Annotated in this window: 18 protein-coding genes; 15 read left to right on the top strand and 3 right to left on the bottom strand. The window is 70.4% G+C overall.

What is annotated here, in order from left to right; genetic code table 11:
- Positions 1 to 489 precede the first annotated feature (489 nt).
- The 5 genes from BM349_RS15090 (at position 490) to BM349_RS15070 (ending at position 4,267) form a co-directional block, all read left to right on the top strand.
- Positions 490 to 1,227, top strand: coding sequence for a winged helix-turn-helix domain-containing protein (locus tag BM349_RS15090; RefSeq protein ID WP_091707869.1), 738 nt, complete (start codon positions 490 to 492; stop codon positions 1,225 to 1,227).
- Between the two features lie 112 nt (positions 1,228 to 1,339).
- Entirely contained in the window at positions 1,340 to 2,299 is a 960-nt protein-coding gene (locus tag BM349_RS15085) for a DNA-3-methyladenine glycosylase family protein (RefSeq protein ID WP_091707867.1), read from the top strand.
- Positions 2,300 to 2,338: 39 nt separating this feature from the next.
- On the top strand, positions 2,339 to 2,716 hold the full coding sequence (locus BM349_RS15080; protein WP_091707864.1) for a SpoIIAA family protein: 378 nt from the start codon (positions 2,339 to 2,341) through the stop codon (positions 2,714 to 2,716).
- An 89-nt stretch (positions 2,717 to 2,805) separates the two neighbouring features.
- Positions 2,806 to 3,219 (top strand): VOC family protein, encoded by a 414-nt coding sequence (locus BM349_RS15075; protein ID WP_091707862.1) that lies wholly within the window; start codon positions 2,806 to 2,808, stop codon positions 3,217 to 3,219.
- A 43-nt stretch (positions 3,220 to 3,262) separates the two neighbouring features.
- Positions 3,263 to 4,267: a sugar-binding transcriptional regulator gene (locus tag BM349_RS15070; protein ID WP_254773929.1), complete on the top strand. Its 1,005-nt coding sequence runs from the start codon at positions 3,263 to 3,265 to the stop codon at positions 4,265 to 4,267.
- Positions 4,268 to 4,331: 64 nt separating this feature from the next.
- Here the strand turns inward: BM349_RS15070 and BM349_RS15065 are convergent, their stop codons facing one another.
- Complete coding sequence (locus tag BM349_RS15065; RefSeq protein WP_091707860.1) at positions 4,332 to 4,994, bottom strand: aspartate/glutamate racemase family protein; 663 nt, start codon at positions 4,992 to 4,994, stop codon at positions 4,332 to 4,334.
- A gap of 144 nt (positions 4,995 to 5,138) precedes the next feature.
- Between BM349_RS15065 and BM349_RS15060 the strand changes: the two genes are divergently transcribed.
- The 6 genes from BM349_RS15060 to BM349_RS15035 are packed head-to-tail and all read left to right on the top strand — an operon-like array spanning position 5,139 to position 11,676.
- Positions 5,139 to 7,130, top strand: a complete 1,992-nt coding sequence (locus BM349_RS15060; protein ID WP_091707858.1) for a glycoside hydrolase family 127 protein — start codon at positions 5,139 to 5,141, stop codon at positions 7,128 to 7,130.
- The gene (locus BM349_RS15055; protein ID WP_091707856.1) at positions 7,076 to 8,401 is read left to right on the top strand and encodes a RuBisCO large subunit C-terminal-like domain-containing protein; all 1,326 of its coding nucleotides are present in this window, start codon (positions 7,076 to 7,078) and stop codon (positions 8,399 to 8,401) included. The genes BM349_RS15060 and BM349_RS15055 overlap by 55 nt, the downstream gene beginning before the upstream one ends.
- Positions 8,402 to 8,431: 30 nt before the next feature.
- Positions 8,432 to 9,691 carry a four-carbon acid sugar kinase family protein gene (locus BM349_RS15050; RefSeq protein ID WP_091707854.1) on the top strand — a complete coding sequence of 420 codons (1,260 nt, stop codon included), beginning with the start codon at positions 8,432 to 8,434 and terminating at the stop codon, positions 9,689 to 9,691.
- Positions 9,692 to 9,722: 31 nt separating this feature from the next.
- Entirely contained in the window at positions 9,723 to 9,947 is a 225-nt protein-coding gene (locus BM349_RS15045) for a hypothetical protein (RefSeq protein ID WP_091707852.1), read from the top strand.
- A gap of 2 nt (positions 9,948 to 9,949) precedes the next feature.
- Positions 9,950 to 10,915, top strand: a complete 966-nt coding sequence (locus BM349_RS15040) for a DMT family transporter (RefSeq protein ID WP_091707850.1) — start codon at positions 9,950 to 9,952, stop codon at positions 10,913 to 10,915.
- Positions 10,912 to 11,676 carry an SDR family oxidoreductase gene (locus BM349_RS15035; RefSeq protein ID WP_091707848.1) on the top strand — a complete coding sequence of 255 codons (765 nt, stop codon included), beginning with the start codon at positions 10,912 to 10,914 and terminating at the stop codon, positions 11,674 to 11,676. Before BM349_RS15040 ends, BM349_RS15035 begins: the two co-directional genes overlap by 4 nt.
- Here BM349_RS15035 and BM349_RS15030 read toward each other — a convergent pair.
- The gene (locus BM349_RS15030; RefSeq protein WP_175525323.1) at positions 11,625 to 12,800 is read right to left on the bottom strand and encodes an ABC transporter permease; all 1,176 of its coding nucleotides are present in this window, start codon (positions 12,798 to 12,800) and stop codon (positions 11,625 to 11,627) included. The genes BM349_RS15035 and BM349_RS15030 overlap by 52 nt on opposite strands.
- Positions 12,801 to 12,864: 64 nt before the next feature.
- On the opposite strand from BM349_RS15030, the gene BM349_RS19055 reads away from it, so the two are divergent.
- Positions 12,865 to 13,443 carry a TetR/AcrR family transcriptional regulator gene (locus BM349_RS19055; protein ID WP_091707846.1) on the top strand — a complete coding sequence of 193 codons (579 nt, stop codon included), beginning with the start codon at positions 12,865 to 12,867 and terminating at the stop codon, positions 13,441 to 13,443.
- Between the two features lie 27 nt (positions 13,444 to 13,470).
- Here the strand turns inward: BM349_RS19055 and BM349_RS15020 are convergent, their stop codons facing one another.
- Positions 13,471 to 14,304 (bottom strand): aldo/keto reductase, encoded by an 834-nt coding sequence (locus BM349_RS15020; protein ID WP_091707844.1) that lies wholly within the window; start codon positions 14,302 to 14,304, stop codon positions 13,471 to 13,473.
- 29 nt (positions 14,305 to 14,333) lie between these two features.
- On the opposite strand from BM349_RS15020, the gene BM349_RS15015 reads away from it, so the two are divergent.
- The 3 genes from BM349_RS15015 to BM349_RS15005 are packed head-to-tail and all read left to right on the top strand — an operon-like array spanning position 14,334 to position 17,460.
- Complete coding sequence (locus tag BM349_RS15015) at positions 14,334 to 15,092, top strand: VOC family protein (RefSeq protein ID WP_091707841.1); 759 nt, start codon at positions 14,334 to 14,336, stop codon at positions 15,090 to 15,092.
- A 24-nt stretch (positions 15,093 to 15,116) separates the two neighbouring features.
- Complete coding sequence (locus BM349_RS15010; protein ID WP_091707839.1) at positions 15,117 to 16,034, top strand: ROK family protein; 918 nt, start codon at positions 15,117 to 15,119, stop codon at positions 16,032 to 16,034.
- A gap of 34 nt (positions 16,035 to 16,068) precedes the next feature.
- Positions 16,069 to 17,460: a DUF2252 domain-containing protein gene (locus tag BM349_RS15005; protein WP_091707837.1), complete on the top strand. Its 1,392-nt coding sequence runs from the start codon at positions 16,069 to 16,071 to the stop codon at positions 17,458 to 17,460.
- The last annotated feature ends 40 nt before the right edge of the window (positions 17,461 to 17,500 follow it).

Below are 17,500 nucleotides of genomic sequence, written 5' to 3'. Positions count from 1 at the left end.
ATGCGCACTCGTCGCGATCGCGCAAGTGTTTTGGTGGATTTGGCAACAAATCTTCGAGAGCGCTCCCATGGCTCGCGACCACAGAGGCCCGGAACCACGCGGCAGACCGAACTGAGCAATGTGTAACATTCGGTCACGAAAGGGAGGCGCCGTCCGTGCGATTTGACGCATTGCGACGCAATCCGTCATAATCGCGTCATGACTGACAACGCACGCTCTCTGTCCGCCCTGGAGGCGAACGGGACTGCCGGCATGATGATGGCCGGCCGCGTCGTCATGTGTTGTCGAATGTGTCGCTGACACGGTGACCCCCGCCGGATTCGCGCGCAGCTTCTGAAACGCCGCGCAGGATCCCCCGAGCTTCCGGCTCGTCGCGTCGATCACGCGCACCCGGATGCCGCACCCCAGGCTCTGCACAGAGGGCCGCACAGCAGCACACCCGAACTCCCGCCGATCCCGGCCAGGGTTCCTTCCGCAAGGACCATCATCATGTCGAACACCGCTCTCCTCGAACGACCGACCACCGCCCGTCATCTTCGCGCCATTCCGTCCCCCGCAGATACCAAGCCCACGGCACCCGCTGCAGAGGCGGCCGGCGCGGGAGCCCGGCACCTCCCCGCCGGCACCGCGCCACGCGGCTTCGCCCTGTACGTCGGCATCGACGAGGCCAAGGCGGCCGCATCCGGTGTCAACCTCGGCGTCCTCGTCGATGCGCTCCGCCGCACGCTCGCGGAGCTTGCACCTGACGCCGAGACGTACGCCACCGTCGCCCTCGCCCCCGTGGGTTCGGGCGGCCGCGACGTCGACGTCGTGCGGCTCGCGCTGCATGAGCCCTCCGCGATCGCCCGCACGAAGCAGGACGAGCCCGAGGACGAGGATCGCGCGCCCGGCGGCGTCGTGGTCGACATCTCGCGCAAGCGCGTGCTGATCGACGGCGAGTCGGCCGCGTTCACGTTCAAGGAGTTCGAGCTTCTGCAGTACCTCGTGCTCCGCGAGGGTCGCACGATCGAGCGCGCCGAACTCGTCGGCTCGCTCTGGAACGGGGCGACCGAGGACGACTCGCCCGGCGAGCGGACGATCGATGTCCACGTGCGGCGCCTGCGGGCCAAGCTCGGCCGGTATGAGGACATCGTGCGGACCGTGCGCGGCGTCGGCTACCGTTTCGACCGTCACGCCGACGTGTCGATCCGCTACGGCCACGGCACGCCTTCGCCGGACCGCTTCTGAGAACATCCGCGGGCGGGCAGGCGCCGTGCGCCGGGTCCGCGATGGGACACGGCGGACGGGCGCTCCCGCCACGGAAGCCGGAATGTCGGAACCCGCCGCGTAGGGTGGGCGCATGACGATCGCGGAGGTCGAGCCGGCGCTGCGCGTCGCCCCAGGCCGTCCGATCGAGACCGAGTATCGCCCGCGGCACCGAGTCGATGTCAGGCGCGCGGTCCTGTACCAGAGGCACGGCGGCGGCGACCCCACGATGGCGGTCGCGGGCTCGGTCATCTGGCGCGCCAGTCGCACGCCTGAAGGCATCGCGACCATCGCGATCCGCGAGACCACTCCCGGCGTGATCCGCGGCGCCGCGTGGGGGCCGGGCGCCGATTGGGCGCTCGGGCAGCTGCCCGCCCTGTGCGGCGCGTTCGATGACGCGAGCGGATTCGATGCCAGCTGTCATCCGCTCATCGCGGCGGCCCACCATCGCAACCCCGGCATCCGCATCGGACGCACCGATCTGTTCTTCGACGCGCTGGCCAGCTCGATCATCGAGCAGAAGGTCACCGGCATGCAGGCGTTCGGCGTATGGCGATCGATCGTGACCTGGCACGGCGAGCGTGCACCCGGGCCGACCCCGCGGCCGATGTACGCGCCGCCGAGCATCGAAGGATGGCGGCGCGTCCCGTCGTGGTCATGGCATCGCGCCGGGCTCGAGCCGCCCCAGGCCCGCACCGTCGTCGAGGCCGCCCGCCGCGGCGAGGCGATCGGCCGCGTCTTCATGACCGCCGCGGACGGCGAGGCTCGCGACCGCGTCATGATCAGCCAGCGCGGCATCGGACCATGGACCTCGGCCGAGACCCGCATCCGCGCCCTGGGCGATGCCGACGCGGTCAGCGTCGGCGACTTCCACCTCGCGCACGAGGTCGGCTACGCCCTCACCGGTACGCGGGTAGACGACGACGGGATGCTGGAGCTTCTGGCGCCCTGGGCGGGTCAGCGTCAGCGCGTCATCCGCCTGATCGAGGCCAGCGGCGTGCATGAGCCGCGCCGCGCACCGCGCCTGCACCCCGAGGACCACCGCGCCCGCTGAGTCGTGGCGCCCTGCTTCCGCTCGCGCAAGGATGGGCGCATGATCGAGCAGCTGCACGACCTCCCCGAAACCGTCATCGGATTCCGCGCCGTCGGCACCGTCGAGGCGGCGGACTATCAGACGGTCGTCGATCCGGCGATCGACGACACGATCGCGGCCGGCCACAAGGTCAACCTGGTCTTCGTCCTCGGCGAGGAGTTCGAGCGCTATTCGATGGGCGCGATGTGGCAGGACGCGCTGCTGGAAGGCAGACCGGAGCGCAGCTGGGGCAGGATCGCCCTCGTGACAGATCACGCGATCATCGGCGAGGTCATCCACGGCATCGCCTTCCTGTTCCCGTGCGACCTGAAGATCTTCCCCGTCGCCGCCGAACCGGATGCCGTCCAGTGGGCCTCCGAAGGTCCGCGAGACCTCTGACCGGCGGAGCCCGTTGCGGATGTCGGAAGCCGCGACGACACTGACAGGTGCCGCGACGACTGCGGCGAACACACACCCCAGGAGCAGCCATGCCCACCCTCAATCCCTACCTCTCGTTCAAGGACGACGCGCGCTCCGCCATGGAGTTCTACCAGAGCGTGTTCGGCGGCGACCTCGAGGTCTCCACGTTCGGCTCGATCGAGGGCATGGCCCAGGATCCGAGCGAGAACGACCTCGTGATGCACTCCCAGCTCACGACTCCCGACGGGTTCATCCTCATGGGGTCCGACACCCCTTCCCGAATGGAATACGTCAAGCCCGCGGGCGTGTCCGTGTCGGTCAGCGGTGACGACGAGCGTCAGCTCGAAGGCTTCTGGAACGGCCTCGCCGACGGCGGCGCGATCACGATGCCGTTCGAGGTTCCGCCGTGGGGCGGTCGGTTCGGGATGCTCCGCGACAAGTTCGGCATCGACTGGATGATCGCGTACAGCCCGGCACCCTGAATATCCGTTCGCGGGCGCAGGAATATACTTGCTCCCGCGGCCGGTGGTCGCGCCCGTGATCGGAGGCGACGTGCCGGGGACGAGCTACACGCCGCCGCTCGACGGACAGCTGCGCCTGATGACGAAGGTGGCGCGGATGTACCACGAGCACGGAGCGCGCCAGGCAGACATCGCGCTCGCGCTCAACATCTCGCAGGCCAAGGTGTCGCGTCTGCTCAAGCGCGCCGCATCCGTCGGCATCGTCCGCACGACCGTCACGGTCGCGCCCGGCCTCTACGCCGAGGTCGAGGAGCAGCTCGAGGAGCGGTACGGGCTCGCCGAGGCCGTCGTCGTCGACGTCGACCCCGACGCCGACGAGCGCGAGACCATCGCGGCGGTGGGCGCGGGGGCGGCCGCCTACCTCGAGGCGACTCTCAGCGGCAGCGATCGCATCGGCGTCTCGTCCTGGAGCCAGACCCTGCTCGCGATGGTCGATCGGATGCGGCCCTCTTCGTCGCCACGTGCTTCCGAAGTCGTCCAGCTCCTCGGAGGGATCGGAGTGCCTGAGGTTCAAGGCCACTCCCACCGGCTCCTCGGCGAGCTCGCGCGGATGCTGGGTGCGGCGCCGATCTACGTCCACGCGCCCGGCATCGTCGCGGGTCGCGACATCCGCGACAGCCTGCTGGAGGGCGCCGGGATGCAGGACGTCGCCAGGCGGTGGCAGCACCTCACGATGGCGGTCATGGGCATCGGCGGAATCGAGCCGTCCGATGTGCTCTCCGAGAGCGGCAATGCATTTCCCGCCGACGAGCGCCGTGTGCTGCTTGACGACGGTGCGGTCGGCGACATCTGCCATCGAGTCTTCCGCGCCGACGGATCGGTCGTACGCGGTGAACTCGACGATCGCATCATCGCGATCCCGGTCGAGGATCTGCTCCGCGTCCCCCGTCGGCTGGGGGTAGCCGGAGGTGACCGCAAGATCGCCGCCATCCGGGGCGCCATGGCCGGCGGGTGGGTGAACGCGCTGGTCACGGACCTGTCGACGGCCGAGCGACTGCTCGCCGGCTGAGGAACTGCATCACGCCCGGGCTCCCCTGGTCCGCTCCCGCGCATCCGGCCGGGCCGGCTGCGGCCTACGCCAGCGCGTCGACCGCGTCGCGCAGACGCCGGATCCCGGGTTCGAGGCTCGTGAGCACCGGCACGTCGACCTGCACAGCGGAAGCCGCGCTGGCCATCGACGCCTGCGCCAGCACGACGACGTCGGCGGTTGCAGCGGCTCGTTCGATCGCCGCCGCCACGAGTCGATCGTGAGTGGTGCGGTCGCCCGCCGACACGGCCGCGAACGCCCCGTCGATGACCTCGCCCGCGATCTCCGGTGACGCCCCTGCGAGCGCGGCGCGTTCCAGGATGAGGTTTCTGGTCGGGGTGAGGGTCGTTGCCAGCGTTGCGAGCACGGCGATGCGGGAGCCTGTCGTGACGGCTTGGTCCGCCATCGCCTCGTCGATGCGCAGCACCGGGATCCCCACGCGCTCTGCGGTCGGCGCGGCCAGGTGCGAGATCGAGGAGCAGGTGAGCATCACCATGTCGGCGCCGGCGCTGCGGGCGGCCTGCACGAGGTCGACGATGCGGTCGGGGACGGATGCCGCGAGCTCCGCGTCACCGAGGTCGGCGACGATCTTGTCGTCGAGGTAGTTGACGGTGGTGGCATCGCCCAGGTGCTCGCGCGCCAGTTCGGCGACCGGGCCGATCACGACGGCTCCGGTGTGCAGGAACGCGATGCGGGGGGTGCGGGTCATGCGGATTACCGTTCTCATCGATCGTGGTGCATATTTATGCGCCGTTGCCGGAACTTGCAGACACAGCCTACCCTGGAACGGCATCCACCGCCGAGTCTCCCGATACTCGCGCGAGGATCATCACACGACCGAAGGACACGACGCATGCCCGCATCCACCGCGCTCCGACCGCACGCGCCGCTGCAGCACCTCGGCGCCGCGAATGCGAGCTGGGTGAGCGGCTTCTGGGGCGACATCACCGCCCGTACACGCGAGGTCACCGTGCCGGGCATGTGGGATTCCCTGCGCGACCCGGCGATCAGCTCCGGCCTTCGCAACTTCCGCATCGCCGCCGGGCTCGAAGAGGGATCGCACACCGGCCCGCCATTCATGGACGGCGACCTGTACAAATGGCTCGAAGCGGCGATCGCCGAGCTGGAGGTCGCACCCGATCCGCAGCTCGCCGAGACGGTCGAAGCGGTTGCTGCGCTCATCGCCTCTGTGCAGCGCGAGGACGGCTACGTCCACACGCCGACGCTCATCGCCGCTCGCAGGAGCGAGAGCGCGCACGCGCTGGCGGATCGCTTCCACTTCGAGACCTACAACCTCGGACACCTCATCACCGCCGGGGTGCGACACTACGAGGTCACCGGCAGCACGACGCTCCTGGATGTCGCGCGGGGCGCGGCGAGGTTCCTCGAGGACCTCGCAACGAACAAGCCCGTCGAGCTCGCACGCAGCGCGATCTGCCCCTCCCACTACATGGCCGTGATCGACCTGTACCGGTCGACCTCCGACGAGCAGTATCTCCGCCTCGCCGAGGCTTTCGTCCGCGTTCGCGACGACTTCGAGGGCGGCGATGACAACCAGGACCGGCTGCCAGTGCGCGACCAGCGGGTCGTCGCCGGTCACGCGGTGCGCGCGAACTACCTGTATGCGGGTCTCGCCGACCTCGTCGCCGAGACCGGCGACGAGCAGCTGCGCGGCGTGCTCGAAGACCTCTGGGGCGACCTCGTCGACACGAAGCTGTACGTCACCGGCGGCTGCGGCGCACTGTACGACGGGGCCTCGCCCGACGGAGATCCGTGGCAGGAGGAGATCAGTCGCATCCACCAGGCGTACGGCCGCGCGTACCAGCTCCCGAACACGACAGCCCATGCGGAGTCGTGCGCGAACGTCGGCATGATCCTGTGGAGCGAGCGGATGCTCGCCCTCACCGGCGAGGCGCGCTACGCCGATGTCATCGAGCAGATCGCGTACAACGCGCTGCTGGCGAGCATCAGCCTCGACGGCACCGAGTACTTCTACACGAACGCCCTGCGCCAGGTGCGAGATCTGCCCTACCCGCTTCGCATGCCCGGCGACACCGGCCTTCACCCGGTCCCGGCACCGCCGGCATCCGACGCCCGGCTGCGTCAGTCATATCTGAGCTGCTTCTGCTGCCCGCCGAACATCGCGCGCACGCTGGCCCGGTTCCACGAGCGTGCGGCGTCGGTCGCATCCGACGGCCTCTACATCCACCAGTACGGCGGCAGCCGGATCGAGGCCGCGCTCCCCGACGGCAGGTCGCTCGCGGTGCGCGAGAGCAGCGACTACCCGTGGCACGGTCGCATCGAGTTCACCGTGGAGGACGCTGCAGGCGGCGGCATCCCGCTTCATCTGCGCGTCCCGGGGTGGTCGCGCGGGGCCGCGCTCTCGGTGAACGGTGCTCCCGTCGATGTCACGGGCGCCGGCAGCTACACGCGGATCGAACGCGAATGGCGCGCGGGCGACGTCGTGGTGCTCGATCTGCCCATGCCGGTGCGGATGCTGCGCGCGCACCGCCTCGCCGAGGAGGCCACGAATCAGGTGGCCGTCCAGCGGGGGCCGGTCGTCTACGCCGTCGAGAGCACGGATCTTCCGGACGGCATCCGCCTCGAGCAGGCGGCGCTGCATCGCGGCGCAACCCTCACGCCGACGGAGGCCGAGATCGGCGGACATCGCATCGTGAGCCTCGAGGGCGAGATCGCCGTGCTGCCGGATGCCGCGCCCGATGCGCTGTACGACGATCTCGGTGATCAGGCCCTCGGCGCCGCATCCGTGCGGCTCATCCCCTACTTCGCATGGGGGAATCGCGGGCCGTCGGAGATGTCGGTGTGGATGCCGGTGGTGTGGTGACTGCGGCGCGGGCGGCTGCGCCCGCCGCAGTCGTTGCGACGTATGTGATCGAGACGTCGCTGCCGCTCGAGCGCGCCGCAGAGGTGCTCGCGGGCGAGCAGTCCACCGGGACGTTCGTGCGCGTGGCGCGCGAGTCCGACGATCTGCGCGCGCGGTTCGCGGCACAGGTCGAACGCATCCAGGAGATCCCACTCACCGGAGCATCGCCTCTGCCCGGAGCCGTCGGCGACCCGGCAGCGCGACGGCGGGCGCTGCTGCGACTGCGATTTCCGCTCGACAACTTCGGCGCGTCCCTGCCGAACCTGCTCGCCGCCGTCGCGGGCAACCTGTTCGAGATCAAGGAGCTCGCCGCGATCAAGCTCATCGACCTCGAGCTTCCGAAGGAGTTCGCGCAGCGGTACCCGGGCCCGGCGTTCGGGGTCGCGGGCACCCGCCGACTGATGGGGCGACCCGATGGTGCGATGGTCGGCACGATCGTGAAGCCGAGCATCGGGCTCTCCCCCGAGGATCTCGGCGCACTCGTCGCAGAGCTCGCCTCCGCGGGCGTCGATTTCATCAAGGACGACGAGCTCCAGGGCAACGGGCCGAGCGCTCCGCTCGCCGAGCGGGTCCGCGCCGTCATGCCCGTGCTGGAGCGCCATGCCGACCGCACCGGCGTCAAGCCGATGTACGCCTTCAACATCACCGACGACATCGACCGCCTCGAGGCGAACCACGATCTCGTCGTCGATGCCGGCGGCACCTGCGTGATGGTGTGCATCAACCTCGTCGGGCTGGCCGGACTGGACTACATCCGTCGTCGAGCGCGGGTGCCGATCCACGGGCATCGCACGATGTTCGGCGCGATCAGCCGATCCGAGCAGGTCGGCTTCTCGTTCCGCGCGTGGCAGAAGCTGGTGCGGCTGTGCGGCGCCGACCACCTGCACACGAACGGCATCAGCAACAAGTTCTACGAATCGGACGCGGAGGTGCTCGACTCGATCGCCGCGGTCCGCGAGCCCCTGCTCGGGCTCACCCCGACCGTGCCCGTCCTCTCGTCCGGCCAGTGGGGCGGCCTCGCGCACGCGACCTACGCGGCGGTGGGGACGACCGATCTGCTGGTGCTCGCCGGGGGCGGCATCCATGGGCATCCCGACGGATCACCGGCGGGCGTCGCGAGCATGCGGGACGCGTGGGAGTCGGCCGCTCGAGGCGAGTCCCCCGCCGACGCGCTCGCCGGCTCCGACGCACTGCGCCGTGCGACCGAGACCTTCGGTCCGGTGCGCGCCTGATGCGCGGGCCGGCGAACTAGGGTCGGAGCCATGCCGAGACTGCGGGCCGCCTTCTACGGCGACGATTTCACCGGCAGCGTCGACGCGCTGCTGCAGTTCGCGCGCCGCGGCTGGACGGGGCGCCTGTTCGTCGGCCTGCCAGACGCCGAGGTGCTCGAGCGCGCTGCGGCGGAGTGCGATGTCGTCGGAGTCGCGGGCGTCGCCCGCTCGCTCGCCACCAGCGAACTGGATGCCGAGCTCCGGCCGGTCCTGCAAGCGCTCACCGCACTCGGTCCGCGCATCGTGCAGTACAAGGCGTGCTCGACCGCGGACTCCTCCCCCACGATCGGCAGCATCGGGCGCGTGATCGAACTCGGCCGCGAGATCGTCGGGACGCAGACCGTTCCGCTCGTGTTCGCACAGCCCGACTTCGGCCGGTACACGCTGCACGGCATCCACTTCGCAGCAGAAGACGGCATCGTCTACCGCCTCGATCGACAGCCGACCATGTCGCACCACCCGTCGACGCCGATGACGGAGCCCGACCTCTCAGTGCACTTCTCGCGTCAGACGAGCCTGCCGATCGGCAGCATTCCGTTCACGGCATATGGTGATGACCTCGCGGATCAGCTGCGCGAAGCCGATTCGGCGGCCGTCGTGATGGATGCAGCACTCGACGAGCACCTCGAGGCGATCGGCCGCGCGCTGACGCACTTGGACCCGCCTGCCTTCGCGGTGGGATCCGGGGGGCTCAGCCTCGCGATCGCCGCGGCGGACGGCGCGCCATCGGCACCGCTCCCGTCGCACGAGAGTCCGCCCGGACCCGTGCTCGCGCTGTCCGGGAGCCGCTCCCCGCAGACGCGCCGGCAGATGGATGCCGCCGTCGAGGCGGACTGGTTCGTGCAGCCGCTCGAACTGGAGCCGGCGAGGGCGGCGGCCCAGCTCGACTGGGTGCTGTCCGCGCTGCGCGCCGGCCGCAGCGTCGGCCTGACCTCGGACGACGTGGACACGGCGACGCTGGAGCGACCCGTGCTCGAAGTGCTCGCGGAGCGGGCGGCCGAGCTTGCCGCCGGTGCGGCGGCGGCAGGGGCGACCCGCCGGATCATCGTGTGCGGCGGCGACACGTCGAGCAGGGTCACGCGCCTCCTCGGCGTCGAGTCGCTCTCGATCGCCGCGAACCCGTGGGGCAACGTCGTGCTGCTGACCGCACACGCGTCCGACCCGGCGATCGAAGGACTCGAACTGCTGCTGAAGGGCGGTCAGGTCGGCGACGTCGGCCTGTTCGAGGCCGTCCGCGCCCTCGGCGACTGAGCTCGAGCGTGCCCGGTCTTAGGCTGGGAACATGTCAGAACCTCGCACCGGCTGGCCGAAAGGCCGCATCCAATGGCTTCTCGGCACGGTCCTGATCTTCGTGCTCGGCGTGCTGTTCGGTCTGATCTGGGGTCAGCTGTGGATCGGCATCATCCTCGCCTTCGCCCTGTCGATCGGCTGGCTGATCGCATACGAGTCGTGGCGGGGCCGTCACGTGGGACTCGAAGACCCCGACGACGACGGCGCGCAGCTGTAGGCATGACGCACCGCTGGTTGCCGCTCGGCGCGATCGGCCTCTCGGTCGTGCTCTGGTCGGCCGCATACGTGGGCTCGAGCTGGGCGCTCGAGACCGGCTCGCCCGCCGTCCTCTCGGTCAGCCGCTTCGCGATCGCCCTCATCGTGCTCATCCCGCTCGCTGCACGTCGACCGGCGTTCCTGCGCACCCTCCGCGAACCCCGGACGATCCTGCTCGGGCTGACCGGGGTGACGCTGTACTACTCGCTGGCCAACATCGGGCTCCTCTTCACGACGCCGGGCACCGCGGCGCTGACAGCGGCCTTCCTGCCCGTCCTCACCGCGGCCGCAGCCGTCGTCATGATCCGCGAGCGACTCTCGCGACGCACCTGGATCGGGCTGGCGCTCGCGACGGCGGGGGTGGCCCTCGTCGCGGCATCCGGCTTCCGCATCGATGTCGGCGTGCTCCTGAACATCGCCGCCCTCGCCTCCTACGCGATCTACACCGTGCTGCTGCGCCGCGACGGCGGTCGCCCGGACTCTCCGGACGCGCTCGTGCTCGCCACCGCGACGGGCGTGTGGGGAACGGCGCTCATGCTGCCGTGGCTCGGATGGGAGGCGGTCACGGGCACGCTGGCCGTGCCGAGCGACGCTCGCGGGCTGATCAGCATCCTCGCACTCGCCCTCGTCGTCACCGCACCGACGCTCGTGCTGTTCAACTACGGCGCGGAGCGCCTGCCCGCCGCCGTCTCGGGAGTCGCGACGGCCGCGATCCCGGCGCTCGGATACGGCTTCGCGCTGCTGCTGGGTGAGCCGCTCGACCCGATCAAGGCCGTCGGCGGCGCGATCGCGCTGGTCGGCGTGCTGATCGCGACCCTGGCGAGCCCCGACGTCGAGCCGAGTCCGCCCGGCTCCGGTCTGCCCGAACCTGCTGAGATCGCAGGCACCCACGCCGTCCACGACCCGCACGCGGAGGAGACCCGACCATGAGAATCGCCGTCGCCGGAGGAACCGGACAGGTCGGCCGCCACGTCGTCGACACAGCCCGGCGGAACGGGCACGATGTCGTGGTCCTGGCTCGGAGCACGGGAGTGGATCTGGTCACCGGGGTCGGCGCGGCCGACGCACTCCACGAGGTGGATGCCGTCATCGACGTGACGAGCGTGACCACACTCGATGCCGCGGAATCGACAGCGTTCTTCGAGGCCACGACCCGGACGCTCCTCGACGCGGAGGCGGTTGCGGGAGTCGGCCACCACATCGCACTGTCGATCGTCGGGATCGACTCCTCTCCCGAGGGCTACTACGCGGGAAAGCTGGCGCAGGAGTCCCTCGTCGAAGCAGGCACGGTGCCCTGGACGATCCTGCGGGCCACGCAGTTCCACGAGTTCGCCGACCAGGTGTACGCGCGGGCGAAGGTCGGCCCGTTCCACGTCGCCCCGAAGATGCGCACGCAGCCGATCGCCGCGCAGGAGGTGGCGGCGCAGCTCGTCGCCCTCGCCGAGGCCGGCCCGTCGCGTCGCGCTCCCGACCTCGCCGGACCGCGGGAGGAGAGCCTGGTCGAGATGGTCCGCGGCGTCGCACGGGCCCGGGGTTCGAGGTCATGGATACCCGCCGTCCCGCTGCCCGGCCCATCGGGGCGCGCACAGCGGGACGGGTCGCTCCTGCCCGGGCCGGACGCCCGGCTCGGAACCCAGACCTACGCGGAGTGGCTCACCGCATTCTCCTCGAGCGCCCCGGCGCGGGACTGATCCTCGGCATCCGGCACCGGCTCGAGCTGGTCGGCCGGCACTGGCAGGTCGGCCTGGTCGCGGTAGTGCCCGATGAGCGTGAGCAGGACTCCGCCCGCGAGCCAGCAGGCCAGGATCGTCCACTGCATCGCCGTCGGAGCGTCCGGGAAGTAGCTCAGTGAACGGATGAGGTTCGATGCGGCTCCCGGCACGAAGAACTGGCCGATCTGCCCCCAGGGCACGGGAAGGAACTGCCACGGCGCTGCCGCCCCCGCGATCGGGTTGGCCAGCAGGATCGTGATGATGGCGGCGATGCCGAGGCCGGCGCGACCGAGGACGGCATTCATGCCGATGATGAACGCCGCGGTCGCGGTCATCCCGAGCCCGAGCGCCGCGGCATTGAGCAGCCAGTCCCCCTGCAGCAGGCCGAACCAGGTCTGCATGACGAGCGCCGCGAACACGCCGGCGGCGACGCCGAACACGAGCAGGCCCACGAGGCGCCGCACGGCTCCCGCGACCAGGAGCGACAGGAGGATTCCCCCCAGCATCCCGCCGATCGTGAGCGGGAAGGCCGCGGCGGCGAGACCGGCGCCGGTCGGGTCGGAATCGGCGAGCGGCACGACATCGGTGACGGTCACCTGCGGGATCTCCGGCGCGCCGCCGGCGCTCGGCGGGGTCGCTGGCGGCTGACCGGACGCGAGCGCCGCACCGAGCTGCTGCAGCTGCGCGATCAGGGCGGCCTGCACGGTCTCGGTGATCTGCGACTGCAGCTGGGTCGCGACCCCGCGCAGCGCCTGCGCAGCGATCGGACTCGCGGCGGTCGCGACCAGCACCTCCGGCCCGTCGAGGAGGATGGCGCCGTACAGCGCACGCGACTCGATCTGCGTGACGGCATCGTCGCGCGAATCCACCGCGACGAGCGTGAACGGCGCCGGATCCTGCTCTTCGAGGGCTGCCTCGAGTGCGGCGACCCGATCGGCCGGTCCGCTGATGCCGATCGGCAGGTTCTGGGGCTTCGAGGTCGCTGCCGGCCAGACGAACGCCATGACGAGCACGGCGATGACAAGGCCGCCGACAAGGCCGTAGAGGGCTGCAACCGACCACTTCGTGCGGCCGGACGGACTGGGTGACGCATCGTGTGCCATGGCGGACTCCTTAAAGAGAATGGTGATTCTGTTTGAAGAATAGCAGAACATGTATTCTCTTTCCATGCCTCGCGTCTCGGACGACTACCGCAGGGCACGGCGCGACGAGATCGCCCGTGCCGCGATCCGCTGCCTCGAGCGCAAGGGCGTCCATGACACCTCGATCGCCGACATCGTGGAGGAGTCGGGCCTGTCCACTGGGGCGATCTACTCGCACTTCACGAGCAAGAGCGAACTGGCCCGCTACATCGTGGCCGAGTTCCTGTTCCCCCGCCTGCACGATCTCGAACTCTCCGCGGATGTCCGAACCCCGCGGGAGGTCCTCGAGTCGATCCTCACCGTCTTCACCGATGACGGCCTTCCACCGCGCATCGTCCTCCAGTTCTGGGGGGAGGCCACCGTGAGCCCCGAACTGAACGCCGAGATGCTCCGCACCGCGGCCGGGCTGCGCGGCACGATCGTACGCGCGCTGCTGCCGTGGGCGCGGCTGCACGCGGCCGACGAGTCGGATGCCGAGACGCTCGCGCTGGAGCGGACTCGATCCGTCATCTCGCTCGCGCAGGGCTACGTCGCCCACACGGCGCTGTTCGGACCGCGAAATCCGCGCGAGTACGTGGATGCCGTGGTCGCCGCGCTGACCTGACGCGAGCACGTCAGACCGGCGTCAGCCCTACATCTCCTCGTGCGTGTCGGGGTGCCCGTCCCACAGTCGCCCGCGCTCCAGGCCGGAGATCGCTTCGACCTCGTCCGCCGTGAGCTCGAACCCGAACACGTCGGCGTTCTCGCGCTGGCGCTCCGGGTCGGCCGACTTGGGGATCGGGGTGCTGCCGAGCTCGACATGCCAGCGCAGCACGACCTGGGTCGGCGTGATGCCCTGGATCTCGGCGATCTCCTGCAGCACCTGCTCCTGGAGCAGTTCGGTGCGGCGTGCGAGCGGGCTCCAGCTCTCCGTCCGGATGCCGTGCTCGGCGTGGAACGCCCGCAGCGCCCCCTGTGGGAAGTACGGGTGCAGCTCGACCTGGTTCACGGCCGGAGCGACACCCGTCTCATCGATCAGGCGCGTCAGCATCGCCTCGGTGAAGTTCGACACGCCGATCGAGCGGACCTGCCCGCTCCCACGCAGATCGATCATCGCGCGCCAGGTGTCGACGTACTTGTCGACGCTGGGATTCGGCCAGTGGATGAGGGAGAGGTCGACGTAGTCGAGCCCCATCACCTCGAGTGAGCCGCTCGTGCTCTGGATCGCATCGTCGTAGCCGTGGTGACGCCCCGGGATCTTCGTCGTCACGAGCAGCTCGCCGCGGTCCAGACCGCTGCGGCGAACGGCCTCGCCGACCTCGCGCTCGTTCTCGTAGTTCACGGCGGTGTCGAGCAGGCGGTATCCGGACTCCACCGCGGCGACGATCGAGGAGATGCCCGCATCGCCGCGCAGGCCGTACGTTCCGAGGCCGAGCTCGGGAAAGGCCTTGCCGTCGTTGAGGGTCACGGTGGGGATGGTCAGCATGCTTCCATCCTGGCGCATCCTTCTCGCGTGTGTCCGCGACCGCCGGTACTGTGACGGCGTGCGGTGCGGATGCACGGCGGCAGGAGGTCGAGCGCGTGGTGGACCAGAACGACGAAGCGGCGGATGCGGTCGAGTGGCTCACCGCGAAGGGGTTCCACGCCGAGCCGGGGGTCGAGGACTGGCACGGTCTCTTCTGGGGAGCGTTCGCGTTCTACGGCGTGAGCTCCTTCGCCGAGGGCGCGCGCTTCGTCGCGGCGATCGCGGATGCGGCAGCAACCGTCGGACACGATCCCGATGTCGATCTGCGCCCGAACGGCGTCACGATCCGCACCTCGTCACGGCCGGACGGCAGGCTCAGCCGAACTGATGCACGCCTCGCGGCCAGGATCTCCGCGGCGGCACGAGAGCTCGGACTCGAGTCGGACCCCTCGCAGCTGCAGATGGTCGGGATCGCCGTCGCGCAGGACACCGGCGTCGACACCCGTCCGTTCTGGGCGGCCGCCCTCGGCTACGAGAACCTGGGCGAGGAGGACGCGATCGACACCAACCGACGCGGCCCGCACCTGTGGTTCCATGAGCTCTCCCCGCCCAAGCCCGGCCGCGGCCGGGTGCACATCGACGTGTCGGTGCCGCGAAGCGTGGCGGAGTCGAGGGTGCGAGCGGCACTCGCCGTCGGAGGCAGGGTCGTCGACTCGCACGACGGCCAGTGGTGGACGCTGGCCTCACCCGACAACCACGGTATCGACATCGCCGCGTGGCCGGACGACTACGACGAGACCTGGGGGTGAGTGCGGGTCTGCGAGGATCGAGCCATGCAACGACGCACGCTCGCGCTCGCGCTCGATCTCGGAGGGACCAAGGTCGATGCGGCTTTGGTCGATTCCGCCGGCGAGGTCATCGCCGGCACGGTCCACCGCGCTCCCACCGGCCGTGACTCCACCCGAGAGAGCGTCGCGGATGCCGTCCGGCACGTCACCGCGGAAGCGCTCGCCGACGTCCTGCCGGATGATCGGCTGATCGGGATCGGAATCGGCTCGGCAGGCCCGGTAGACCTCGCCCGGGGGACGATCTCACCCCTCAATCTCCCCGCGATCGCGGGGCTCCCGATCGTCGCGCTCGTGCAGGAGCTCCGCCCGGGCGTGCCCGTGCGCCTCGCCCTCGACGGCGCCTGCATCGCGCTCGCGGAGCACTGGCTGGGCGCCGCGGCCGGCAGCCGCAACGCCCTGGCCATGGTCGTCTCGACGGGGATCGGCGGCGGAATCATCATCGACGGCGCGCCGGTCAGCGGCCTCAGCGGCAATGCGGGACACATCGGGCAGCTGCGCCTCCGGGAACGGGCCACGGGCGAGCCCGCGACCGACGGAACGCTCGAAGCGCTCGCGTCCGGGCCCTCCGCCGTCGCATGGGCGCGGGCGAACGGATGGGCCGGGAGCACCGGCGAGGAGCTCGCCGTCGCGTACCGCGAAGGCGATGCAGTCGCGGTCGCCGCGGTCCGCCGGTCGGCAGGCGCAGTCGGAGAGGCGATCGCCAGCGTCGCCACGCTGCTCGACCTGGATGTCGCGGTCATCGCGGGCGGATTCTCCCAGGTCGCCGCCGACTATCTCGAACTCGTACGCGCTGCTGCGGCCGAGGCCGCCGTGTTCGAGTACGCGCGACGCGTGCGCGTGGTCGAATCTGGTCTGGACGGGCACGGGCCGCTGATCGGCGCCGCTGCTCTCGTGCTGCGGTGAACATCAGCTCGCGCAAGTGCGGGATGATGTCGGGATGCCGCTCGATGCGCCGGACCTCCTGAAGGAGCGCGCCCACTTCAGTCGCGCCGAATCCCGCGAACTCGGCAAGAGCCTGCGCCGCGTGATCGCCCGATCCGAGCTCGCCGAGCATCGCCCCGTGCAGCGGGACGCGGTGGCCCACCTGCGCGAGCAGAACGCGACCCGGGTTCCCGAGCTCGTGCCGGTCCGCATGGAGCGGATGCTCGCCAGCCCGTTCGCCTTCTACCGGGGAACAGCCGGACTCATGGCGCTGGACCTCGGCAAGGACCCGCATTCCGGCATCCTGGTCGCCGCATGCGGTGACGCGCACATCAGCAACTTCGGCTTCTACGCGTCGCCGGAGCGCCAGCTGGTCTTCGACCTCAACGACTTCGACGAGGCGGCGGTCGCGCCGTGGGAGTGGGACCTCAAGCGGCTCATCACGAGCGTAATCGTCGGGGGCCGGGAGGCCGGGTACCACGAGCCCGACGTCGAGAAGGTCGCCCGCCGCGCGGTCGCCCAGTACATCGCGGTGCTGCGCAGCATGGTCGAGCTGAGCCCCACCGGCCGCTACTTCATGCATCTGAACGTGGACTCGGCTCGCCGCCAGCTCAGCCGCGACGGGCGCCGCGTCCTGAATGCGGCACTGGCCGCCGCCGAGCGCCGGACCTCGGTGCGAGCGATCCGCCGCACGACTGAGCGCGAACCCGACGGGAAGCTCCGATTCGTCGAGAATCCGCCCACGATGGTGCGGTTCCGGCTCGATGATGCGACGCCGCTCCACGCCGGCGAGCCGCCGGAGTCGATCCACGCGCTGTTCGCGCAGTACCGCGACACGGTGAGCATCGACGTCGACACCGTACTCGCGCAGTACGAGCCGACCGACCTCGCGCGCCGCGTCGTCGGGGTCGGAAGCGTGGGGACGCGCTGCTACCTGCAGCTGCTGCAGGGCGCCGACGAGGACGCCCTTCTCCTCCAGGTCAAGGAGGCGGGCGAGTCCGTGCTCTCGCAGTACGGGCACATCCCGCAGCCTGCGCGCATCACCGACGGCGTGGCCGCCAGCGGCGAGGGCTTCCGGGTCGTGGGCATGCAGCGCGTGCTCCAGGCGGTGTCCGATCCGTTCCTCGGCCACCTGCAGGCCAACGGCCGCGCGTTCTACGTCCGGCAGTTCCATGACATGAAGGGCTCGGTGGAACTGGACGGACTCCCGCTCGATGCGTACAGCGATTACGTCATCGCGTGCGCCGGGCTTCTGGGTCGCGCCCACGCGCAGAGTCCGACCGCGGGCCAGGTGCTGGGCTACGTCGGGAGATCGGATGCCGCCACCCGGGCCATCGTGGCCTGGTCTGTGGCCTACGCCGATCAGTCGCTCCGCGACTACGAGACGGCGTCGGCGGCGACCTGGTGACAGGCTGAGGGATCTCCTTGTTGCACCATATGGTTCAGTG

Source organism: Microbacterium sp. cf046 (genome assembly GCF_900114345.1).
Lineage (GTDB): Bacteria > Actinomycetota > Actinomycetes > Actinomycetales > Microbacteriaceae > Microbacterium.
The sequence above is the reverse complement of the archived record's forward strand: the minus strand, read 5'-3'. Positions and strand labels throughout refer to the sequence as shown.